General features: G+C 67.5%; 21 protein-coding genes. 7 read left to right on the top strand and 14 right to left on the bottom strand.

Annotated elements, in window-relative coordinates:
• Nucleotides 1-29: 29 nt before the first annotated feature.
• The gene (locus tag ASE22_RS00985; RefSeq protein WP_056353740.1) at nucleotides 30-1,469 is read left to right on the top strand and encodes a M48 family metalloprotease; all 1,440 of its coding nucleotides are present in this window, start codon (nucleotides 30-32) and stop codon (nucleotides 1,467-1,469) included.
• A 124-nt stretch (nucleotides 1,470-1,593) separates the two neighbouring features.
• Here ASE22_RS00985 and ASE22_RS00980 read toward each other — a convergent pair whose 3' ends face one another.
• Both ASE22_RS00980 and ASE22_RS00975 read right to left on the bottom strand, forming a co-directional pair.
• Nucleotides 1,594-1,761, bottom strand: coding sequence for a Flp family type IVb pilin (locus ASE22_RS00980; protein ID WP_011951464.1), 168 nt, complete (start codon nucleotides 1,759-1,761; stop codon nucleotides 1,594-1,596).
• 133 nt (nucleotides 1,762-1,894) lie between these two features.
• Nucleotides 1,895-2,080, bottom strand: a complete 186-nt coding sequence (locus ASE22_RS00975) for a Flp family type IVb pilin (RefSeq protein ID WP_056353737.1) — start codon at nucleotides 2,078-2,080, stop codon at nucleotides 1,895-1,897.
• Between the two features lie 103 nt (nucleotides 2,081-2,183).
• Here ASE22_RS00975 and ASE22_RS00970 point away from each other — a divergent pair, with 103 nt between their 5' ends.
• Nucleotides 2,184-2,591 carry a (deoxy)nucleoside triphosphate pyrophosphohydrolase gene (locus ASE22_RS00970; RefSeq protein ID WP_056353735.1) on the top strand — a complete coding sequence of 136 codons (408 nt, stop codon included), beginning with the start codon at nucleotides 2,184-2,186 and terminating at the stop codon, nucleotides 2,589-2,591.
• On the opposite strand, the gene ASE22_RS00965 is transcribed toward ASE22_RS00970, so the two are convergent.
• The 6 genes from ASE22_RS00965 to miaA form a co-directional block, all read right to left on the bottom strand.
• Entirely contained in the window at nucleotides 2,588-3,484 is an 897-nt protein-coding gene (locus ASE22_RS00965; protein ID WP_156397433.1) for a hypothetical protein, read from the bottom strand. The two genes, ASE22_RS00970 and ASE22_RS00965, sit on opposite strands and share 4 nt — an antisense overlap.
• A 250-nt stretch (nucleotides 3,485-3,734) precedes the next feature.
• Nucleotides 3,735-4,349 (bottom strand): YceI family protein, encoded by a 615-nt coding sequence (locus ASE22_RS00960; protein WP_056353731.1) that lies wholly within the window; start codon nucleotides 4,347-4,349, stop codon nucleotides 3,735-3,737.
• A 97-nt stretch (nucleotides 4,350-4,446) separates the two neighbouring features.
• The gene (ilvC, locus tag ASE22_RS00955) at nucleotides 4,447-5,466 is read right to left on the bottom strand and encodes a ketol-acid reductoisomerase (protein ID WP_056353728.1); all 1,020 of its coding nucleotides are present in this window, start codon (nucleotides 5,464-5,466) and stop codon (nucleotides 4,447-4,449) included.
• Between the two features lie 122 nt (nucleotides 5,467-5,588).
• Entirely contained in the window at nucleotides 5,589-6,104 is a 516-nt protein-coding gene (gene ilvN, locus ASE22_RS00950; protein WP_056353725.1) for an acetolactate synthase small subunit, read from the bottom strand.
• 37 nt (nucleotides 6,105-6,141) lie between these two features.
• Nucleotides 6,142-7,896, bottom strand: a complete 1,755-nt coding sequence (locus tag ASE22_RS00945; RefSeq protein ID WP_056353722.1) for an acetolactate synthase 3 large subunit — start codon at nucleotides 7,894-7,896, stop codon at nucleotides 6,142-6,144.
• A gap of 60 nt (nucleotides 7,897-7,956) precedes the next feature.
• On the bottom strand, nucleotides 7,957-8,904 hold the full coding sequence (gene miaA / locus ASE22_RS00940; RefSeq protein ID WP_056353719.1) for a tRNA (adenosine(37)-N6)-dimethylallyltransferase MiaA: 948 nt from the start codon (nucleotides 8,902-8,904) through the stop codon (nucleotides 7,957-7,959).
• Here miaA and serB point away from each other — a divergent pair.
• A complete protein-coding gene (gene serB, locus ASE22_RS00935; RefSeq protein ID WP_056353716.1) occupies nucleotides 8,897-9,775 on the top strand; it encodes a phosphoserine phosphatase SerB in 879 nt (292 codons plus the stop codon). The two genes, miaA and serB, sit on opposite strands and share 8 nt — an antisense overlap.
• Nucleotides 9,776-9,802: 27 nt before the next feature.
• On the opposite strand, the gene ASE22_RS00930 is transcribed toward serB, so the two are convergent.
• Complete coding sequence (locus tag ASE22_RS00930) at nucleotides 9,803-10,123, bottom strand: hypothetical protein (protein ID WP_235536189.1); 321 nt, start codon at nucleotides 10,121-10,123, stop codon at nucleotides 9,803-9,805.
• Nucleotides 10,124-10,199: 76 nt separating this feature from the next.
• Entirely contained in the window at nucleotides 10,200-11,270 is a 1,071-nt protein-coding gene (locus ASE22_RS00925) for an SPOR domain-containing protein (RefSeq protein WP_056353713.1), read from the bottom strand.
• 195 nt (nucleotides 11,271-11,465) lie between these two features.
• Here ASE22_RS00925 and ASE22_RS00920 point away from each other — a divergent pair, with 195 nt between their 5' ends.
• Nucleotides 11,466-12,806, top strand: coding sequence for an SPOR domain-containing protein (locus ASE22_RS00920; RefSeq protein WP_056353710.1), 1,341 nt, complete (start codon nucleotides 11,466-11,468; stop codon nucleotides 12,804-12,806).
• A gap of 9 nt (nucleotides 12,807-12,815) precedes the next feature.
• Here the strand turns inward: ASE22_RS00920 and ASE22_RS00915 are convergent, their stop codons facing one another.
• From ASE22_RS00915 to ASE22_RS00900, 4 genes are all read right to left on the bottom strand, one after another.
• Nucleotides 12,816-14,045, bottom strand: coding sequence for a dihydroorotase (locus tag ASE22_RS00915; RefSeq protein WP_056353707.1), 1,230 nt, complete (start codon nucleotides 14,043-14,045; stop codon nucleotides 12,816-12,818).
• Nucleotides 14,042-14,992, bottom strand: coding sequence for an aspartate carbamoyltransferase catalytic subunit (locus tag ASE22_RS00910; RefSeq protein WP_056353705.1), 951 nt, complete (start codon nucleotides 14,990-14,992; stop codon nucleotides 14,042-14,044). Before ASE22_RS00910 ends, ASE22_RS00915 begins: the two co-directional genes overlap by 4 nt.
• Before the next feature lie 70 nt (nucleotides 14,993-15,062).
• Nucleotides 15,063-15,518 carry a Holliday junction resolvase RuvX gene (gene ruvX / locus ASE22_RS00905; protein WP_056353702.1) on the bottom strand — a complete coding sequence of 152 codons (456 nt, stop codon included), beginning with the start codon at nucleotides 15,516-15,518 and terminating at the stop codon, nucleotides 15,063-15,065.
• Complete coding sequence (locus ASE22_RS00900) at nucleotides 15,515-16,639, bottom strand: DUF3089 domain-containing protein (protein WP_235538111.1); 1,125 nt, start codon at nucleotides 16,637-16,639, stop codon at nucleotides 15,515-15,517. The genes ruvX and ASE22_RS00900 overlap by 4 nt, the downstream gene beginning before the upstream one ends.
• 158 nt (nucleotides 16,640-16,797) lie before the next feature.
• Here ASE22_RS00900 and gatC point away from each other — a divergent pair, with 158 nt between their 5' ends.
• From gatC to gatB, 3 genes are read left to right on the top strand one after another with little or no spacing between them, the layout of a single operon-like run.
• A complete protein-coding gene (gene gatC / locus ASE22_RS00895; RefSeq protein WP_029995304.1) occupies nucleotides 16,798-17,085 on the top strand; it encodes an Asp-tRNA(Asn)/Glu-tRNA(Gln) amidotransferase subunit GatC in 288 nt (95 codons plus the stop codon).
• The gene (gene gatA, locus ASE22_RS00890; protein ID WP_056353699.1) at nucleotides 17,085-18,572 is read left to right on the top strand and encodes an Asp-tRNA(Asn)/Glu-tRNA(Gln) amidotransferase subunit GatA; all 1,488 of its coding nucleotides are present in this window, start codon (nucleotides 17,085-17,087) and stop codon (nucleotides 18,570-18,572) included. The genes gatC and gatA overlap by 1 nt, the downstream gene beginning before the upstream one ends.
• Nucleotides 18,569-20,053 (top strand): Asp-tRNA(Asn)/Glu-tRNA(Gln) amidotransferase subunit GatB, encoded by a 1,485-nt coding sequence (gatB, locus tag ASE22_RS00885; protein ID WP_056353697.1) that lies wholly within the window; start codon nucleotides 18,569-18,571, stop codon nucleotides 20,051-20,053. The genes gatA and gatB overlap by 4 nt, the downstream gene beginning before the upstream one ends.
• Nucleotides 20,054-20,089 lie beyond the last annotated feature (36 nt).

Raw genomic sequence — 20,089 nt, 5'->3', positions numbered from 1 at the left:
TGCTTTATGCGTTTCATGGGAGGACGCGCGTGAAGACATTTCTACTCTGGACAAGCCTGTCGCTGGTCGCCGTTCCCGGCGTGGCGCTTGCACAGGTTCAGTCGATCTCCGCCAGCGACAAACGTACGGGTGCCGAGGCGCACCCGCAGCTCGTTCAGGAATTCGGCGGTGCGATGAAAGGGCCCGCTGCCGACTATGTCACCAGGGTCGGCCGCAAGATAGCCGTGCAGTCGGGCCTGTCCAATTCGGAACGGGATTTCACCGTCACGCTGCTCGATTCGCCAGTGAACAACGCGTTCGCGATCCCGGGCGGCTATGTCTACGTGACCCGCGGCCTGCTCGCGATCATGAACGACGAGGCGGAACTCGCCTCTGTGCTGGGGCATGAGGTCGGCCATGTCGCAGCCCGCCACTCCGCGAAGCGGCAGCAGACCGCGAACATCACCTCGGTGCTCGCCGGGATCGTCGGTGCCGTCGCCGGCAATTCGGGTGTCGGCAGCCTGATCGGCCGGGGTGCCGGCGTCGGTGCCGACCTGATCACCAAGGGCTTCTCGCGCACCCAGGAATATCAGGCCGACGATCTCGGCGTCCGCTATCTCGCCAATGCCGGCTATGATCCGGTTGCCTCGTCGGACATGCTGGCCGTGCTCGGCGCCCAACAGGGCCTCGAGGCACGGATCACCGGCAAGGAGAACGCGCTGCCGACCTGGGCCAGCACCCATCCCAACTCGGCCGATCGCGTGCGGCGTGCCCGCGTCAAGGCCGAGGAGACCGGGAGGGCGGGACGCGGTGTCCGCAACAACGACGCGCTGCTCGACGCGGTCGACGGGCTGGTCTGGGGGGACGATCCCGCCAAGGGCTTCCTCGATGGGCAGGAGTTCAAGCTGCCCGCCCAGCGGCTCGCCTTCACCGTACCGCGTGGCTATGCCGTCAACAACGGTGACGATGCCGTGACGATCAGCGGTTCGGGCGGGCAGGCGAGTTTCTCCGGCGGTGCGGTCGGCATGGGCGGGCTGGACGATTATATCGGCCGCATCGCCGCGAAGCTGGGCGCCAATCTCCGCATGGGCCAGGTCCAGGCCGGCAAGGGCAGTGGCGTAGACTTCCGCTATGCCTTCGGCGAAGGGAACAGCAACGCCGGGCCGCTCGATGTCGGTGTGTTCGCCTACCGGCCCGACAACGGGTCGACAGCCTATCATTTCGTGACGCTGACCCGATCGGGCCAGGGGATCGGTCCGTTCGAACCGCTGGTCGAAAGCATGCGGCGCATGTCGGCGGCGGAAGCGGCGGGCGTTCGTCCGCTGCGGGTCAAGGTGCTCAAGGTCAAGGCGGGCGAGACGCCGGATAGTTTTGCGCGGATGATGGCCTTCCCCGATGCGCCGCTCGACCGCTTCTTGGTGCTGAACGGTCTCGAGCGGGGCGATACTCTGCGGGCCGGCGAGCGGGTAAAGGTGATCGTGAAGAATTGAGGTTTTGGTTCTGCCTCGGGCGCCGTTGCCCAGCAACCGAAGTCCTCGAATAAAGCGAAAAGGGCGACGGATTCCTCATCCGCCGCCCTTGGAAGCCAGCCTAAGCCGTTAGATTGGGTTGGTCTTAGCTCGCCTTCATGTTGTTCGAGACGTTGTTGAACGTCTTCTGGAGCTGGTTGCCGAGGCTCGTCATCGCGGTGATCGCGGCGACGGCGATGAGGGCGGCGATCAGGCCATATTCGATCGCGGTGGCGCCCTTGTTGTTCTTCAGCAGCTTAGCAACGAACTTCATAATTCTTACTCCCGCTTCCCGATTTCGGGTGGTGTGTCCGGCCCGGCTGGCCTCCAACCGTCGGCCAACGACCGAAGTGTAGCGAGGGAGTTACTGTTAATTCGTTAATGCGCGGTGATTCGCCTATGCGGCGTCAGATCGACGAGACGCGCTCGGCAATGTTGTTCCAGCGGCTCTGGACCGCGCTGCCGAGGCTGGCGATCGCGCCCATGACGGCGAGGAAGACGAGCGAAAGGATCAGGCCATATTCGACGGCGCTGGCGCCGCGGCTGTCGCGGATCAGGGCGCGAAATGGCTCGCGGCGACGGTCCTTCTTCATCCTGAGTTCCTCTCGGGCGACGGGCGTCCCCAAATCGCTTTGATCTGCACAAGCTTATTTCGTAGGCGTCTCGGATTAAGAATCCCCTAAGGCCGTTATACCAATGGATAAGGAAAAGCCCCTAGTCGTCGTCGCGGCGGCATTGGTCGACGGTGACGGGCGCCTGCTCGTCCAGCAGCGGCCCGAGGGCAAGGCGATGGCGGGGCTATGGGAATTTCCCGGCGGCAAGGTCGAGGAGGGCGAGATCCCCGAGGCGGCGCTGATCCGCGAGCTACGCGAGGAACTGGGCATCGACGTCGAGAAGGCCTGCCTCGCTCCCGCCTGTTTCGCCAGCGAGCCGCTGGGCGAGCGCCACATGATTCTGCTTGTGTTCATCTGCCGCAAATGGCGGGGCATCCCCCAGGCGCTCGAAGCTCCCGCGATCAGGTGGGTCCGTCCGGTCGAACTGCACGAGCTGGCGATGCCGCCCGCCGACAAACCGCTGATCGGTTTGCTTGACGCGCTGATCTAAGGTCCGTCTGGGGTCGGGACGCCCGCACCGGGGGGCGACGCGGCGGAGGCGTCGCCATCGTCGCCGAGCCCCATCCGCACCCCCTTCATCCGTCCCGCCGAAATCTCGGTCAGCAGATCGAGCACAGGCGTGGGATCGACACCGCCCCCGATCGGAAAGACGAGCATCGAACCGCAGGGCATGAGCGACAGCTTCGCCTTCTGGAAGCGGTCGCGTAGCGTCTGAAGCGCGGCCGGCTCGCCCGAGAAGATGATGGCGTCGTGCAGGTCGGTCGCGGCGCATTGCTGCGCGATGCCGGCGGTCATGATCTGCGGCCTCCGGCCCCCTGGCTGGCCCTCGCCATAGGCGGCATCGAGCCGCTCGAGCGCTTCCTGCGCCTCCGCGCGCAACTGGTGGTCCTCGTCCTCCGTCGACGCCCCGGCGCTCTCGACGACCTGGCGCAGCAGGGCGGCTGCCGCCTCGATTTCCGCCGGGTCGCCTTTCGTGCGGGACGGGAGCGCCCTTAGCCCGGCCATCGGGATCAGCGTGCTCAAGGTGATCGGAGACGATCCGCCGAACCGCTGGAAGCGGATGCGGTAGGCCTGTTCATAGGCCATGTCGGTCCAGGGGGCCGGATCGGCGGGATGAAGCAGCCGTTCGACCTCGGCGCGCCGGACCAATGCCGTCGCAACCTCGGGAGCGTCGACACCCAGTACGAGGCGATAGGCGTCGACCGCGCGTTCGAGATGGTCGAGCACCTCGGCCGAGGTCGCATCGTCGAGCTCCGGCGCGTTGAGGAAGAGCTGGACCGCGAAGCTGCCGATCAGATCGGCGCGCGCGCGTGGACTCCGCTGGGCCGCCAGCTTGCGGGAGAATGAGCGTTCGGCTTCGGCCCGCCGTCCCCTGCGGATCATCTCGATCTCCTTCGCCAGCAGGGCTTCGCCGCGCGAGGGGTCGGCGCCCCCGGTCGGCGGAGCGGGAGCGGCACCGATCGCCGCGGCGCACACGTTCCCCGGCGCCGGGCCCAGGACAGCGGTGCATGAAAGAAGCACGGCCCCCCATCTGAGCGGGCGCAAGATCGTGCCTGTCGTTTCGCGGGGCGCCATGGGCGCAGGATGGCGGAACCCCGGGGCCCCTGTCCAGCGCCCCGGCGGCTCGGGACGGTTATTCGGGCTTTTCGAAAGCGACGAAGATTTCCAGCGGCACGGTGTCCGGAACCAGCGGGATGCCGTAACTCACGCCGAAGTCGCTGCGCTTGATCGTCGTCTTGGCGTCGAAGCCGATCGTCCGCTTGCCCATCATCGTGCCGGCGCCGACGAAGACCGCATCGAGCACGACCGGCTTGGTGATACCCTTGATCGTCAGGTTGCCGCTGATCCGCGCGGTCTTTCCAGACGGACGGACCGAGGTCGATTCGAAATGGGCGGCCGGATATTTGGCGGCGTCGAAGAAATCGGCCTTCTTGAGATGTTCGTCGAGTTCGGCGACGGTGGTGGTGATCCCGCTCATCGGGATATCGATCGACACCTTCGCCTTGGCGGGCGCCTTGGGATCGATCGTCATCGAGCCGGTGATCCCGCCGAACAGGCCGCGATAGGTGCTGAAGCCGAGATGATTGACGGTGAAGCTGACCTGGCTGTGGTTCGGATCGACCGTATAGCTGCCGGCGGTCACGCCGCCGATGTCCGGCGTTCCCGGCGGGGTCTTGGGCATCTGGGCCGCGATCGGAAGCGCGACGAACGACAGGCCCAGGACGAGGGCAGTGGCGGAACGGTACATCATCGTCTCCCGACATGAGAAAGGGCGGCAGACTACCGCCTGCCGCCCTCTCGATAAACCGCCTATTCCGAAACCTAGCGTTTCGGATGCGGCCGGATCAGTTCTTGTCCTTGTCGACCAGCTTGTTCTTGCCGATCCAGGGCATCATCGCGCGCAGCTCGGCGCCGACCTTCTCGATCGGATGCTCGGCCGCGAGCTTGCGGCTCGCCTTGAGCTCGGGCTGGCCGGCGCGGTTATCGAGGACGAAGCGCTTGACGAACTTGCCCTTCTGGATGTCGTCGAGCACGCGCTTCATCTCGGCCTTGGTCTCGTCGGTGATGATCCGCGGGCCGGTATGGATATCGCCATATTCGGCGGTGTTGGAGATCGAATAGCGCATGTTGGCGATGCCGCCCTCATACATCAGGTCGACGATCAGCTTCACTTCGTGGAGGCACTCGAAATAGGCCATTTCCGGGGCGTAGCCCGCCTCGGTCAGCGTCTCGAAGCCTGCCATGATGAGGTGGCTGAGGCCGCCGCACAGAACCGCCTGCTCGCCGAACAGGTCGGTCTCGCACTCTTCCTTGAAGGTCGTCTCGATCACGCCCGAGCGGCCGCCGCCGACCGCCGAGGCATAGGAGAGGGCGACGTCATGGGCATTGCCGCTGGCATCCTGGGCGATCGCGATCAGGCAGGGGACGCCGCCGCCGCGCTGATATTCGGAACGGACGGTGTGGCCCGGCCCCTTCGGCGCGATCATGAACACGTCGATGTCGGGGCGCGGCTCGATCAGACCGAAATGGACATTGAGGCCATGGGCGAAGGCGAGCGCCGCGCCCGGCTTCAGATTGTCGCGCAGGTCGTCATTGTAGATCGCGGCCTGATGCTCGTCAGGCGCCAGGATCATGACGATGTCGGCCCACTTGGCGGCATCGGCGTTCGACAGGACCTTGAAGCCGGCGTCCTCGGCCTTCTTCGCGGTGGCCGAGCCGGGGCGCAACGCGATCGCAACCTCGGCGACGCCCGAATCCCGAAGATTCTGGGCATGGGCGTGACCCTGGCTGCCATAGCCGACGATGGCGACCTTCTTGGTCTTGATGAGGCCGATGTCGGCATCACGATCATAATAGACGCGCATATTGTTGCTTCCCTCTGCCGCGGCGGGACATCCGATGACGGAAACCGCCGCCTGTTTGAAATTCGATGGGGCCCCCTAACCGGCAGGCGCCCGTCCGTCGACCCTGCTTTATCGCCTGGGCCCTAAAGCGCCTCTTTGCCCCGGCCGATTGCGGCCACGCCGGTGCGGGCGACCTCGATCAGCCCAACCTCGCGCATCAGCTCGAGGAATTTGTCGATTTTCTCGGTGCCGCCGGTCACCTCGAAGATGAAACTGGAGATCGTCGCGTCGACGACGCGGGCGCGATAGACCTCGGCCAGGCGCAGCGCCTCGATGCGATGGTCGCCAGTGCCCACGACCTTCACCAGCGCCAGCTCGCGCTCGACATGCGGGGCCAGCGCGGTGAGATCGGTCACCTTGTGGACCGGCACCATTCGGTCCAGCTGCGCGACGACCTGCTCGATCACCTGCGGCGTGCCGGTGGTGACGATGGTGATGCGGCTGATCTTCTCGTCCTCGGTGACGTCGGCCACCGTCAGGCTGTCGATATTGTAGCCGCGCGAGGAGAACAGCCCCGCGATCCGGGCGAGAATGCCCGCTTCATTGTCCACGGTCACGGACAGCGTATGCCGCTCGGTGGCTTCCTGCTTGATGTGCATGATGTCGTTTCTCTGTGTCGAAAGGTCGGGGAGGGGATCAGACGAGCGCCTTGGCCTCGTCGTCCATCTCGCCGACCACCGCGTCGGCTTCCAGGATCATGTCGGTGTGCGCCGCGCCGCTGGGAATCATCGGGAAGCAGTTGGCCAGCTTCGCCACCCGGCAGTCGACGATCACCGGCCCGTCATGGTCGAGCATGGCGGCGATGCCGGCTTCGAGTTCCTCCGGCTTCTCGATCAGCACGCCCTTCCAGCCATAGGCCTCGGCGAGTTTCACGAAATCGGGAAGCGCGTCGCTGTAGCTCTGCGAGTAGCGGCCCGCATAGGTCAGGTCCTGCCACTGGCGGACCATGCCCATATACTCGTTGTTCAAGATGAACACCTTGACGGGTAGGCGATACTGGCTTGCGGTGCCGAGCTCCTGGATGTTCATCTGGATCGAGGCTTCGCCCGCGATGTCGATCACCAGCGCGTTGGGATTGCCGAGCTGCGCACCGATCGCGGCGGGCAGGCCGTAGCCCATCGTCCCCAGCCCGCCCGAGGTGAGCCACTTGTTCGGCCCCTCGAAATCGAAATGCTGGGCCGCCCACATCTGGTGCTGGCCGACCTCGGTGGTGATGATCGGTTTCAGCGCATGGGTCGCCTCCCACAGCTTGCGGACCGCGAGCTGGGGCATGATCTCCTTGGTCGATGCCGGGAATTTCAGGCTCTTGCGAGCGCGCCATTCCTCGATCTGGCCGAACCAGCCGCTCAGGTCGCGGCTGCGATGCTGGCCCGCCTTCCACAGCTTCACCATGTCTTCCATCGCCCGGCCGACATCGCCGACGATGCCGACATCGACGCGGACGATCTTGTTGATCGACGAGCGATCGATATCGACGTGGATCTTCTTCGAATGCGGCGCGAAGGCGTCGAGCCGTCCGGTCACGCGGTCGTCGAAGCGCGCGCCGAGGCAGACGACTAGGTCGGCCCGGTTCATCGCCATATTGGCTTCATAAGTGCCGTGCATGCCCAGCATGCCCAGCCACTGGCCGCTGGAGGCCGGAAAGGCGCCCAGGCCCATCAGGGTCGACGTCACCGGCGCGCCGGTGATCCGCGCCAGCTCGCGCAACACCTGGCTGGCGAGCGGACCCGCGTTGATGATGCCGCCGCCCGTGTAGAGGATCGGCCGCTCGGCCGCCGCCATCATCTCCACCGCGGTCTCGATCAGCGCGGGATCGGCCTTCACCTGCGGACGATAGCCCTTGTGCGGCAAGGCTTGCACCGTCGGCTTGCGATAGGCGGCACTGGCCACCTGCACGTCCTTCGGCAGGTCGACGACCACCGGTCCGGGACGGCCCGACGTCGCGATGTGGAACGCCTCGTGGATCACGTCGCCCAGCTTGGCGGGGTCCTTCACCAGATAATTGTGCTTGGTGCAGTGGCGGGTGATGCCCACCGTGTCGCATTCCTGGAAGGCGTCGCTGCCGATCAGCGGGGTGCCGACCTGGCCGGTCAGCACCACCAGCGGGATCGAATCCAGCAGCGCGTCGGCGATGCCGGTCACCGCATTGGTGGCGCCAGGCCCCGACGTCACCAGCACCACGCCGGGCTTGCCGGTCGAGCGCGCATAGCCTTCGGCTGCGTGCACCGCCCCGGCCTCATGGCGCACGAGGATGTGGCGGATGCGGTTCTGCTTGAAGAGCGCGTCGTAGATCGGAAGGACCGCGCCGCCCGGATATCCGAAAATGACCTCGACGCCGAGATCATTCAGCGCCTGGATCAATATGTCGGCTCCCGTCATCTCGGCAGTCATGGCTTCTTCCTCTTGTGCGCCGCAGCGCTTAAAATGAGCGGCGGACCTATAGGTAATAAACTACTCTGTCAACGCCATTGAACGTAATTTAATTGCAATCTTTTCGATCTCAGAGTCATTCAGTTGCGCAGTTATCCGCTCCCAATCGTCGGGTGGCTGATGGCGGAACCAGGTGTATTGCCGCTTGGCATATTGCCGCGTCGCGGCCTGGGCCCTCGCCACCATCGTCGCGCGGTCGACCAGCCCGTCCTGCCAGGCGATGATGTCCCGCACTCCGATAGCCTGCATGGCCGGGAGCGTGGGATCAAGCCCGCGGTCGCGCAACTTCGTTGCTTCCTCGATCGCGCCCCGATCGAGCATGGTTTCGAAACGGCGGTCGCAGCGATCGCGGAGCCAGTCGCGGGGCGGTAGCAGGATCGCGGCGGCCAGTCGGGTCCGATCGATGATCCCGCCGGTCAGTTCGGCCTGCCACTGCGACAGCGACCGGCCGGTCGACCGGATCACCTCCAGCGCCCGGGCGATGCGGGTGGCATCCCGTGGGCGCAGATGCGCCATGGCGGGGTCTTCGGCGGCGAGCGCTTCACGTGCCGCCTCGATCGGTAGCGCCCGCACGGCGGAGCGGATCGCGGGCTCGATCTCGGGCACCGGCGCGATGCCGAAGATCAGCGTCCGGAGATAGAGGCCGCTGCCCCCGACGAGGATCGGCAGCTTGCCCGCCGCCTGCGCCTCGGCGATCTCGCGTTTCGCATCTTCCGCCCAATCGGCAGCGCTGCAGGACTCGGCTGCGTCGCGATAGCCGAACAGCCGGTGCGGCGCGCGGGCTTCCTCGGCTACGTCGGGTCGGGCGCTCAGCACCCGCAGATCGGCGTAGACCTGGCTCGCATCGGCATTGATCACGACACCGTCGGCGATTTCCGCGAGACGCACCGCCAATGCGGACTTGCCGCTGGCGGTCGGCCCCGCAATAAGCGCGACCGGATATTTCGACGGAGACACAGTCTTGTTCATCGCGACGCTGATAGCATCGGACCGGATCGAAGCGGGGGATATTTCGGCGGCGGCCGATCGCCTCGCGGGCGCAGGCGCGGGTCCTGTGGATTGGACGTGGCTGGAGACCGGTGTGGCCTGCGATTTCCGCTTCGATGGTGATCCGGCCGCAGCGCGGGCGGCGCTCGAAGGCGCGTTCGCCGGGGTCGACGTTATCGTCCAGGAGGCCGCCGGCCGCCGTCGCCGCATGCTCGTTGCCGACATGGATTCGACGATGATCACTATCGAATGCATTGACGAACTCGCCGATTATGCCGGAATCAAGCCGCAGATCGCCGAGATCACCGAACAGGCGATGCGCGGCGAACTGGACTTCGAAGGCGCGCTCGACGCGAGGGTCGCGCTGCTCAAGGGGCTCGACGCCTCGGTGATCGACCGTTGCCATGCCGAGCGGGTGGTGATCATGGGCGGTGCCCGCGAGCTGGTCCGGACGATGCGCGCCAACGGCGCCGACTGCTATCTCGTCTCGGGCGGCTTCACCCTGTTCGCCGATCGGGTCGCGACCGAGATCGGCTTCACCCGCGCGCTGTCGAACATATTGGAGTTTGCCGAAGGCAAACTCGCGGGCACGGTGGCCCGGCCGATCATCGGCGCGGAGGCCAAGCGGCAGACCCTGCTGGAGGAGGCCGCCGCGCACGGTCTGTCGCCCGAGCACTGCCTCGCGGTCGGCGACGGGGCGAACGATATTCCGATGATCCAGGCGGCGGGCCTCGGCGTCGCCTTTCATGCCAAGCCGAAGACGGCGGCCGCCGCCGCCGCGCGGGTCGATCATGGCGACCTGACGGCGTTGCTCTACGCGCAGGGTTACGCCCGCAGGGACTGGGTGGTCTGACCGGGAGCGGCAAGCCGATTCCGGGGATCAACCGCCGCTGGTCATATCGGCGGTGATCGCCGCCAGCGCGAAGGCGACCGAGGCCTCGCCGCCGTCGAAGGCGATCCGGATGCCGCCGTCGCCGAACTCGCTGACCCGGGCGCGGATCGCACCCGCTTCGGGGTGGCGCAGTTCGACGGGCGACCGCAGAGCGAGCGGAATCGCGATATCGAGCCGCGCGCCGCGCGCGTCGACATCGCGCAGGGCTACGGGCAGGGCGATTCCGTCGACGATGAGTTGGCATATGCGGCGCCGCCGCCAGGGGCTCGCCATCGCCGCCACGTCATCGAAATTATGCCAGTGCCGCATTCACGCATCCGCCAAGCTACTTTTGGCGAATATCGCCCGAAGTCACCAAGATAGCGTTAACGATGCCATCGGGGCGTCAGGGTGCGACGGGGAAGCAGGTGGTACCTGCGGCCTTTACCGCAGCACAGGCCTGGTTCGCGGCCGTGCGCGATCCGAGCGGTCCGGCCTGGAGACGCGTCAGCGCCCCGGCGGCCGAATAGGTTGGGCTGAGCGCCTTGAGCCCGGCACGGGCCGACAGGCTGTTCCATGCGTTGCGCGCGGCATCGGCGCTCGAAAACGCGCCGAGCTGGATCTTCCATCCGCCGGCGGCGGAGGCGATCACCGCGGGGGCCGGCTGCGGCGCAGGCCTGGATGCGACGGCCGCCCGGGAAATTTCGCCGGCGCGCGGCGGCGTCGCCGCGGGGGCGCTGCTCGGCGCCCTCCAGGGTTGGGGGGCGAGGCCGGCCGGGGTGCCGACGGCTGACGCCGAGGCGGTCGGGTTTGAGGTCGACGGTGGCACGGTCGTCTGCCCGACGGGCCTCGGTGTCACCGAATTGCGCATCGTCAGCGGCGCGCCCGGCGTGGCGACATCGTTCGCCCGGAGCTGCGCGGTCCGTTCCATCTCACGCGCGAGCGATAGGCCGGCCACGCGCTGCTGTTCGGGGACGATCTGGTCCATCTGCTGGAGACTGGCGGTCGCCGCGCCGATGTTCGCGGCCTTGGCACGGGTCATCAACGCATAGGCCTTGACCCAGTCCTTGGACAGCAGATCGCCGTTGAAATAGGCGGTGCCGACAACATATTGCGCGCGCGCCTCGCCCTGGTCGGCGGCCTTTTTGAGCCAGGTCATCGCCTCTTCGCGCTGGCCGTTCTGGAACAGCAAAAGGCCCAGCGTCGCCTGCGCCTGTTCATGGCCCGAGGCGGCCGACTTACGATACCAGTCGAGCGCTGCGGCGGGATCGATCGGTACCCCTCGGCCGAGCTTATAGGCCTGTCCGAGGTTGAACTGCGCGTCGGGATCGCCGGCATTGGCTGGAGCCCGCCATTCGGCGACCGCCTTGGGGTAATCGCCGTTCTGCCAGGCCTCGACCCCTTCCTTGACGCCGGCGATCGCCGGCGAGGCAGCCGCGATCGCTGCCAGAGCACAACCCAGGACAAAGCTTCTCATACTCGGCTAACCCCAATGTTCCCGCATGATGTTTCGGCATGTTTGCAGCGTGATAGCGCGTTCGGCGGGACCGGCGATAGCCCAAACTCGTTGCGTCCGCCCGGCGATTGCTAACTGCCGTTAACCAAAGCTTAGCACCCTGGCGGGCACCTTCGCGGCCGTGAAACGAACCGCGGATCGGGCAGGGGACCGGCGATGAAGATGAACTGGAACGGCCTCACGGCCACCGCACTGGGCCTGGCGCTGGTTTCCGGCGCCGTGGCTGCCGTGGCGGCCCCGGATCGCGGCGGCTCGACCGCCGCGGCGCAGAAGCGCGCGGATCGGCGGATGGCCGGCGCGCGCGAGGCGATGGCCCGCGGCGTTCCCGCCGCCGCCGTCCGGCAGGCCGAGGCCGCCGTGATCCAGGCACCGCGCGACCCGCAGGCCCGCGCGATGCTGGGCCGGGCCTATCTCGCGGCCGGCCGTTTCCAGTCGGCCGAAACCGCGCTGGGCGATGCGCTGGCGCTCGATCCGACGCTGGTGCGGGTCGCGATCAACCGCGCGCTGGCGCAGATTGCCCTGGGCCGGGCGGATGAAGCCGCCACCGCTCTCGACGCCCTGCGCGGCACTGGCAACGACGCCGATGTCGGCCTCGCTTTGGCTTTGCTGGGCAGGCCGGACGAGGCACGACCGTTGCTGCTCGCCGCTGCGCGTGCCCCCGGCGCCGATGCGCGCGTCCGCCAGAACCTCGCCTTCGCCCTCGCCCTCGAAGGCCGCTGGAACGAGGCCGCGACGATCGCCGCCCAGGACGTTCCCCTCGATCTCGTCGCCGACCGGCTTCGCCGCTGGGCAGCGGTCGGGCAGCTTCGAGCCGATCCGGCGAGGCAGGTCGGGGCCATGCTCGGCGTGCTGCCGGTCGCCGATGGCGGCCAGCCGGCCGCGCTGGCATTGGTGGCCGAACCGGCCTCCCGGGCGCCCGTCCTGCTCGCGCAGGTCGCCCCGCCGCCCGCCCCGCCATTGCCGTTCGTCGTACCCCCGCCCGTGCTCCTGCCGGTCGAGGCCCAGGCTCCGGTGCTGCCGGCCGTCATTCCGGTCGTCATGGCGGGCGAGCCGCGCATCGCCGCGTTCGCCGGTCCACCGGTTATGCGCCTCGGACGATCGGTCACGCAGCAGCGCGGCCAGGCGCGGCCCAGGCCCGCGATCGTCCCTGCCGAAGGTCCGATCATGCTCGTGTCGCGTGGCGTGAAGGACCGATCCCCGGCAAAATGGGTGGTCCAGATCGGCGCCTACTCGACTCCGGTCCGCACCGAGATCGCCTGGACCGCGCTGAGCCGGCGGGCGGCGTTCCTTGCCGATTACACGCCGACCGGCTCGGGCTTTCGCCATCGCGGAGCCATGCTCCATCGCCTGTCGATCGGCGGCCTGGCGAGCCGGACCCAGGCCCACAGGCTCTGTGGACGGATCCGTGCGGTCGGCGGACACTGCTTCATCCGCACCGATGGCGGCGACCGGCCAATGCAGTGGACGTTGCGCACCAGGATCGTCGAACCGGCCTGATCCCGGCCTTCAGCGCAGCAGTACCCCGCCCTTTATCGTCCGGAGCACCTTGCCCTGGACCGGCAGCCCGTCGAACGGCGTGTTGCCGGCGCGCGACGCCATGTGATCCGAATCGATCCGCCACGGCATCTTGGGGTCGAACAGCACCAGATCGGCCTCGGCGCCGACCTCCAGCGATCCGCCGGGCAGCCCCAGCAGCCTGGCCGGCGCCATCGACAACAGCTCGATCAATCGCGGCAGGTTTATCAGTCCGTCGCGCACCAGGGTCAGCGACAGCGCGAGCAGCGTTTCCGCACCCGACATGCCGGGCTCGGCATCGGCGAAGGGCAGGCGCTTCGCTTCGGGGCCCTGCGGGTCATGGCTCGAGCAGAGCAGGTCGATCGTGCCGTCGGCCAGCGCCTTGCGCGCCGCCTGCCGGTCGTCCTCGCTGCGCAGCGGCGGCGAGAGCCGGGCGAACGTGCGGAAGCCGCCGACAGCGATGTCCGACAGCATCAGATGCGCCGGACTGATGCCGCAGGTGACGGGCAGGCCGCGGCGCTTGGCCTCACGGACGAGGTCGAACGCGCGCGCGGTCGACAGCTGGCGGAAATGGAGGCGGGCGCCACTCTGCTCGGCGAGCATGATGTCGCGCGCCACCGCCATCGCCTCGGCGACGGCAGGCGCGGCGGACAGGCCCATCCGCGTCGCATATTCGCCCTCGGTCGCGACCGCGCCGGCGGTGACCCCGCCATCCTCGGCATGGGCGACGACCGTCAGGTCCAGCGACCGGGCATAGGACAGCACCCGCAGCATCACGCCCGAATCGGCGATCCAGTCGCGGCCGGTCGCGACGGCGCAGGCACCGCCCGCCTTCATCAGCCCGATCTCCGCCAGTTCTGTGCCCTGAAGGCCCTTGGTCGCGGCGGCGAGCGGATGGATCCAGACATCGGGCTTGCCCGCCGCGGCCGCGCGCTGGACGAGCGCGGCATGGTCGAGCGGCGGAGACTGGTCGGGCATCAGCACCGCGCGGGTGATGCCGCCGGCGGTGAAGGCAGGCATATCGATCGCGAAGATGCCCAGGTCGATCAGGCCGGGCGCGACATGGGCGCCGCCCGCGTCGATCGTCTCGACGCCGGATGGCGTGTCGAAGCTTCCGGTCGCGGCGATATGGCGGTCGCGGATCAGCACGCCGCCGGGCGCGACGGTGCCCGCGACGGGGTCGATCAGCCGGGCGTTGAGGATGGCGAGCGATCCGGTCATGCCCAGCCCTCCACGCCGCGCCGTCCCCGGGTCAGCACGTCGAGGCAGGCCATCCGCACCGCGACGCCCATCTCGACCTGCTCGGTAATGGCGGAGCGGGTCGGGTGGTCGGCGACGCTGCTGGTGATCTCGACCCCCCGGTTCATCGGTCCCGGATGCATGACGAGCGCGTCGGGCGCCGCGCGCTCGAGCCGCTCGGGCGTCAGCCCGTAGAGCGCGTGAAATTCGCGCGGGGAGGGGAGATAGGCTCCGTCCATCCGCTCGTTCTGGAGACGGAGCATCATCACGACGTCGGCGCCGTCGAGCCCGGCGTCGAAATCGTGGAAGGGGATCGCGCCCATCCGCTCGATCGCGGCGGGCATCAGCGTCGGCGGCGCCACGACGCGGACCTCGGCCCCCAGCGTGATCAGCGCGAGGATGTTCGACCGTGCCACGCGGCTATGCAGGATGTCGCCGCAGATCGCGACGACCAGCCCCTCGATCCGGCCCTTGCGGCGACGGATCGTCAGCGCGTCGAGCAGCGCCTGCGTCGGGTGCTCGTGCCGTCCGTCGCCGGCATTGAGCACGGGGCAGTCGACCTTGTCGGCGATCAGCTGCACCGCGCCCGACGACTGGTGGCGGATCACGATCATGTCGGCGCGCATGGCGTTGAGCGTCATCGCGGTGTCGATCAGCGTTTCGCCTTTCTTCACGCTCGACGCGCCGACCTGCATGTTGACCACGTCGGCGCCGAGGCGCTTGCCCGCGATCTCGAACGACAGCAGCGTCCGGGTCGAGTTTTCAAAGAAGGCATTGATCAGGGTCAGGCCGGCGAGACGATCATCATGCTTGCTGGTCGCGCGGTTGAGCGCGATCCACTGCTCGGCTTCGTCGAGCAGGAACAGGATTTCGTGCGGCTGAAGCCCGTAGATGCCGGTGAGGTGGCGGTGCGGGAAGGATGCAGACATTAAAGCCGCGCCATAGGGCAGGCGGCGGCGAAGCTCAAGGGAGGCTTTCATTCCTCTCGAAATCTTGGCTTCAGATCATCGCGTCGATCGCGCCTTGCAGGATGTAGGCGGCGGCCAGCTTGTCCACCAGCTCGGCGCGGCGGGCGCGGCTCGCGTCGGCGTCGAGCAGGGTACGCGTGACCGCCTGGGTCGACCAGCGCTCGTCCCATAGCAGGATCGGGAGGCCGAAGCCCTCCACGTTGCGGGCGAAGGCGCGGACCGACTGGGTGCGCGGGCTGTCGCTGCCGTCGAGATTGAGCGGCAGGCCGATCACCAGCCCCTTCACGAGCTGCGCCGCCAGCAGGGCGCGCAGCTTGGCAGCATCGACGCTGAACTTGGTGCGGCGGATCGTCTCGGCGGGGCTGGCGATCGTCCAACCGGCATCGCAGAACGCTACGCCGATCGTCTTGGTCCCGACGTCGAGTCCGGCCAGCCGGCCGCGATCGGGCAGGGCATCGCGATAGTCGAGGGTGGCTGTGCAGATCACCGGCCCAGGAAGGTCCTGGCGCGCGCCGCCGCATCGGCGCGGATATTGGCCCAGAACAGCGCATAGTCGAAGACATGGTAGTTGTTGCCAGGCATCACGAAGCTGTCGAAGCCCTTGGGCGGGCCGCCGATCAGCAGCAGCCCCGACGGATCGCAGCGCGCCGAGATCGTTCCCGGTCGCAGCTCGGCGCCCATGAAGTCCTTGCCCGGCACCAGCGATCCGAGATTGGCGGAGGGCAGGGCGGCGGTGGCCGGCGCGCCGGTCAGCGGATTGACGCAGAGCATCGCTGTGCCCTTGCGCGGTGCGCCGGCAAGGCCGGGCCCCGCATCGAATATCTCGCGGATCATGCGGGGCTCGGCGGGCTCGGCGAAGCTCTGCCACGACAACAGGCAGCGCGCTTGGCCCGGCGCGGTGCAGGCGGGCAATCCGAGCGCGGGTACGTCGGCCTCGACCGAGATCGGCCAGCCGACCAGATAGGCGGCGACGATGCGTTGCGACAACGCCTTGTCCGCGACCCGGTCGTGCAGCAGCCGCATCAGGTGGATGGTGCCCTGGCTGTGCCCGGCCAGGATGATCGGCCGCGACGCCGGGATCTGGGCGAGAAAGACATCGAAGGCGCGGGCCACGTCGCCATAGGCGAGGTCGAGCGCCTTCGCCGAATCCGGGGCGCCGGTCAGGAAAGCGCCGAGCGCGGCGGAGCGATAGCGCGGTGCCCAGACCGCGCCGACGGCGTTGAAGGCGCTGGCTTCGCTCCAGCCGAAGACGTTAAGCCATTTACGCGATTCGGCGTCGTCGAGAGACGCGTTCCAGCTCGCCTTGCCATAATAGGTCGTCGGCGGGACGTAGAAGACCGCCACTTCGGGCCGGACGGCACGGGTCTCGCCTTTCGGCAACCAGCGCGACGGATCGTCGGCCAGGTCGGGCCGCGCCAGCCACGTCGCCGGCCGCGCATAATCGGGTGCCGGACCGGCGACATTCGCGTCGAAGCGGACCCCGGGCACGAAGGCGAAGCGCATGAGCTGGTCCTGGAACAGGTTCCAGCCGATTCCGGCGGCCAAGGTGAGCACGATCAACCCCGCGATGATGTAGAGGAAACGGCGAGCGAGCAACGGCGGCTCCATGTTGCAGTGCAGTATAAGGGATCGATCGGGCAATTGCGTAGCGGGCAATCGCGCATGCGTCCAATGTCTCCTTCCTCGCCCCTCGGAGGGCGGGGGATAGAAGTGCTGGCGCCAACCCGCCCTTGCCGCCGCGCCGCCTCGATGGTAGCGGCGCGGCCATGTCAGTCGATGCCGCAACCGTCCGCAAGATCGCGAGCCTCGCCCGCATTGCCGTCACCGACGGTGATGTCGAGGCGATGGTCCCCGAACTCAACAATATCCTGGGCTGGATCGAACAGCTTGGCGAGGTCGATACCGACGGTGTCGCGCCACTCGCCGCCGTGATCCCGAACCATCAGCGCCTGCGGGAGGATGTCGTCACCGACGGCAATATCCGCGACAAGGTGCTGGCCAATGCGCCGCAGGCCGAGCACGGCTTCTTCGCCGTTCCCAAGGTGATCGAATAATGACCGGGATCACCGAACTCGGCATCGCCGGCCTGCGCGACGGTTTCCGCGCGGGCGATTTCTCGGCCCGGGAAGTCGCCGACGCCTTCAACGAGGCGGTCGCAGGCGGAAAGGCGCTCAACGCCTTCATCATCGAGACCCCCGATCACGCCATCGCGGCGGCCGAGGCGGCGGACAAGGCGCGCGCGGCGGGCGAATTGCTCCCGCTGTCGGGCATCCCGCTCGGCATCAAGGACCTGTTCTGCACCGCCGGCTACCAGACCACGGCGGCGAGCAACATGCTCGGCGGCTTCGTCCCGCCCTATGAATCGACGGTGACGGCCAAGCTGTTCGCGGCGGGCGCGGGCATGCTCGGCAAGCTCAACCTCGACCAGTTCGCGATGGGTTCGTCGAACGAGACCAGCGCCTTCGGCAATGTCATCTCGCCCTGGCGGCGCAACGACGGCGGCAATGCCCCGCTGGCGCCGGGTGGCTCGTCGGGCGGTTCGTCCTCGGCGATCGCGGCGCGGATCGTGCCCGCGGCGACCGGTACCGACACCGGCGGTTCGATCCGCCAGCCGGCCGCCTTCACCGGCATCGCCGGCATCAAGCCGACCTACGGCCGCTGCTCGCGCTTCGGCATCGTCGCCTTCGCCTCTTCGCTCGACCAGGCGGGCGCGATGGCGCGGGACGTCCGCGACAGTGCGATCCTGCTTGAGGCGATGTCGGGCTTCGACCCGAAGGATTCGACTTCGCTCGATGTCTCCGTACCGCGCTGGGAAGAGAATTTATCAAGCAACCTCAAAGGCAAGAAGGTCGGTATTCCCAAGGAGTATCGAGTCGACAACATGCCTGCCGAGGTCGATGCGTTGTGGAGGAAGGGCATCGAGTGGCTCCGCGACGCGGGCGCCGAGATCGTCGATGTCTCGCTGCCACACACGCGCTACGCGCTACCGACCTATTATATCATCGCGCCGGCCGAGGCCTCGTCGAACCTCGCCCGTTATGACGGTGTCCGCTACGGCCTGCGCGACCTCCCCGATGGTGCCAATCTCCAGGAGATGTACGCCGCGACCCGCGCTGCGGGATTCGGACCCGAGGTCAAGCGCCGCATCCTGATCGGTACCTATGTGCTGTCGGCGGGCTTCTACGATGCCTATTACACCAAGGCGCAGAAGGTCCGCGCGCTGATCGCCCGCGATTTCGAGCAGGCGTTCGCACAGGTCGACGTGCTGCTGACCCCGACCGCGCCTTCGGCGGCCTTCGCACTGGGCGAGAAGAGCGCCGACCCGCTGGAGATGTACCTCAACGACGTCTTCACCGTGCCGGCCAGCCTGGCGGGCGTGCCCGCCATGTCGGTTCCCGCCGGGCTCGACGCCAATGGCCTGCCGCTGGGTCTCCAGATCATCGGCCGCCCGCTCGACGAGCAGGGCGTCCTCAACGCGGGCCTCGCGATCGAACAGCGGGCCGCGTTCAACGCCAAGCCGCAGAACTGGTGGGCGAAATGAGCAGCTATCGTATCCAGGGCGCCACCGGCGAATGGGAGGTCGTGATCGGCCTCGAGGTCCATGCGCAGGTCGTCTCCAAGGCCAAGCTCTTCTCGGGCGCTTCGGCGACCTTCGGCGCCGAACCCAATGCCAATGTGTCGCTGATCGACGCGGCGATGCCGGGCATGCTGCCGGTGCCCAACGAGGAATGCATTCGCCAGGCGGTCAAGACCGGCATGGCGCTGGGCGCGGAGATCCATCGCTGGTCGCGCTTCGATCGCAAGAATTATTTCTACGCCGATCTGCCGCAGGGCTACCAGATCTCCCAGCTCTACCACCCGCTGGTGGGCGAGGGTTCGATCACGATCGACGCCGACGAGAAGAGCGGCATCGCCGAACCCAAGACGATCGGCATCGAGCGCCTTCACGTCGAGCAGGACGCGGGCAAGCTGATGCACGACCAGCACCCGACCCGCTCCTATGTCGACCTCAACCGCTCGGGCGTCGCGCTGATGGAGATCGTGTCCAAGCCGGACATGCGTTCTCCTGCGGAAGCAGGGGCTTATCTCCGGAAGCTGCGATCGATCCTCCGCTATGTCGGTTCGTGCGACGGCAATATGGAAGAAGGCTCGATGCGCGCCGACGTCAACGTCTCGGTCCGCAGGGTCGGCGACGAGCTCGGCACCCGCACCGAGACCAAGAACGTCAACTCGATCCGCTTCGTGATGGCGGCGATCGAGGGCGAGGCCAATCGCCAGGTTGACGTGATCGAGGCCGGCGGCAGGATCGTCCAGGAAACCCGGCTCTACGATCCCGATCGCAACGAGACGCGGTCGATGCGCTCCAAGGAGGATGCGCACGACTATCGCTACTTCCCCGATCCCGACCTGCTGCCGCTCGAGCTGACCGAGGCGTTCGTCGCGGCCTGCGCCGCCGAGCTGCCCGAGCTGCCCGACGCCAAGCGCCGCCGCTACGAGGGCGAATTGGGCCTGCCGATCTACAACGCCGCAGTGATCACCGCCGACGTCGAGACGGCGCGCTGGTTCGAGGCGCTGGTCGCGGCGACCGGCAAGCCCGCGGGCGAAGTCGGCCGCGCTGCGTCCAACTGGCTGATCTCCGACCTGTTCGGGGCGCTCAACCGCCTGGGCAAGTCGATCGAGGAAAGTCCGGTCAGTCCCAAGCAGGGTGCGGAACTGCTCGCGCTGGTCGCCGACGGCACGCTGTCGGGCACGCTCGCCAAGCAGGTGTTCGAGATCATGCTCGAGACCGGCGACGATCCGGGGAAGATCGTCGAGGAACGCGGCCTCAAGCAGACCAGCGATACCGGCGCGATCGAGAAGGTCATCGCCGAGATCATGGCCGCCAACGCCGACAAGGTCGAAGAATATCGCGGCGGCAAGGACAAGCTTTTCGGCTTCTTCGTCGGCCAGACGATGAAGGCCATGGCGGGCAAGGCCAATCCGGGCGTCGTCAACGATCTGCTCAAGAAGGCGCTGGGCTGACCCCGTAACCGTCATGCCGGCGCAGGCTGGCAACTC

Source organism: Sphingomonas sp. Root720 (genome assembly GCF_001428605.1).
Lineage (GTDB): Bacteria > Pseudomonadota > Alphaproteobacteria > Sphingomonadales > Sphingomonadaceae > Rhizorhabdus.
This window is presented reverse-complemented; position numbering and strand designations above follow the sequence as displayed.

Excerpts from the sequence above, each read along its gene's own strand:
- ASE22_RS00960 (WP_056353731.1), bottom strand. The coding sequence starts at position 4,349 with ATGTACCGTTCCGCCACTGCCCTCGTCCTGGGCCTGTCGTTCGTCGCG.
- ASE22_RS00920 (WP_056353710.1), top strand. The coding sequence starts at position 11,466 with ATGAAGATGAACTGGAACGGCCTCACGGCCACCGCACTGGGCCTGGCG.
- ASE22_RS00900 (WP_235538111.1), bottom strand. The coding sequence starts at position 16,639 with ATGGAGCCGCCGTTGCTCGCTCGCCGTTTCCTCTACATCATCGCGGGG.
- ASE22_RS00930 (WP_235536189.1), bottom strand. The coding sequence starts at position 10,123 with ATGCGGCACTGGCATAATTTCGATGACGTGGCGGCGATGGCGAGCCCC.
- gatB (WP_056353697.1), top strand. The coding sequence starts at position 18,569 with ATGAGCAGCTATCGTATCCAGGGCGCCACCGGCGAATGGGAGGTCGTG.
- ASE22_RS00975 (WP_056353737.1), bottom strand. The coding sequence starts at position 2,080 with ATGAAGAAGGACCGTCGCCGCGAGCCATTTCGCGCCCTGATCCGCGAC.
- ASE22_RS00910 (WP_056353705.1), bottom strand. The coding sequence starts at position 14,992 with ATGTCTGCATCCTTCCCGCACCGCCACCTCACCGGCATCTACGGGCTT.
- ASE22_RS00915 (WP_056353707.1), bottom strand. The coding sequence starts at position 14,045 with ATGACCGGATCGCTCGCCATCCTCAACGCCCGGCTGATCGACCCCGTC.
- ilvC (WP_056353728.1), bottom strand. The coding sequence starts at position 5,466 with ATGCGCGTCTATTATGATCGTGATGCCGACATCGGCCTCATCAAGACC.
- ASE22_RS00970 (WP_056353735.1), top strand. The coding sequence starts at position 2,184 with ATGGATAAGGAAAAGCCCCTAGTCGTCGTCGCGGCGGCATTGGTCGAC.
- miaA (WP_056353719.1), bottom strand. The coding sequence starts at position 8,904 with ATGAACAAGACTGTGTCTCCGTCGAAATATCCGGTCGCGCTTATTGCG.
- ASE22_RS00945 (WP_056353722.1), bottom strand. The coding sequence starts at position 7,896 with ATGACTGCCGAGATGACGGGAGCCGACATATTGATCCAGGCGCTGAAT.
- ASE22_RS00980 (WP_011951464.1), bottom strand. The coding sequence starts at position 1,761 with ATGAAGTTCGTTGCTAAGCTGCTGAAGAACAACAAGGGCGCCACCGCG.
- gatA (WP_056353699.1), top strand. The coding sequence starts at position 17,085 with ATGACCGGGATCACCGAACTCGGCATCGCCGGCCTGCGCGACGGTTTC.
- gatC (WP_029995304.1), top strand. The coding sequence starts at position 16,798 with ATGTCAGTCGATGCCGCAACCGTCCGCAAGATCGCGAGCCTCGCCCGC.
- ASE22_RS00965 (WP_156397433.1), bottom strand. The coding sequence starts at position 3,484 with ATGATCCGCAGGGGACGGCGGGCCGAAGCCGAACGCTCATTCTCCCGC.
- ilvN (WP_056353725.1), bottom strand. The coding sequence starts at position 6,104 with ATGCACATCAAGCAGGAAGCCACCGAGCGGCATACGCTGTCCGTGACC.
- ASE22_RS00925 (WP_056353713.1), bottom strand. The coding sequence starts at position 11,270 with ATGAGAAGCTTTGTCCTGGGTTGTGCTCTGGCAGCGATCGCGGCTGCC.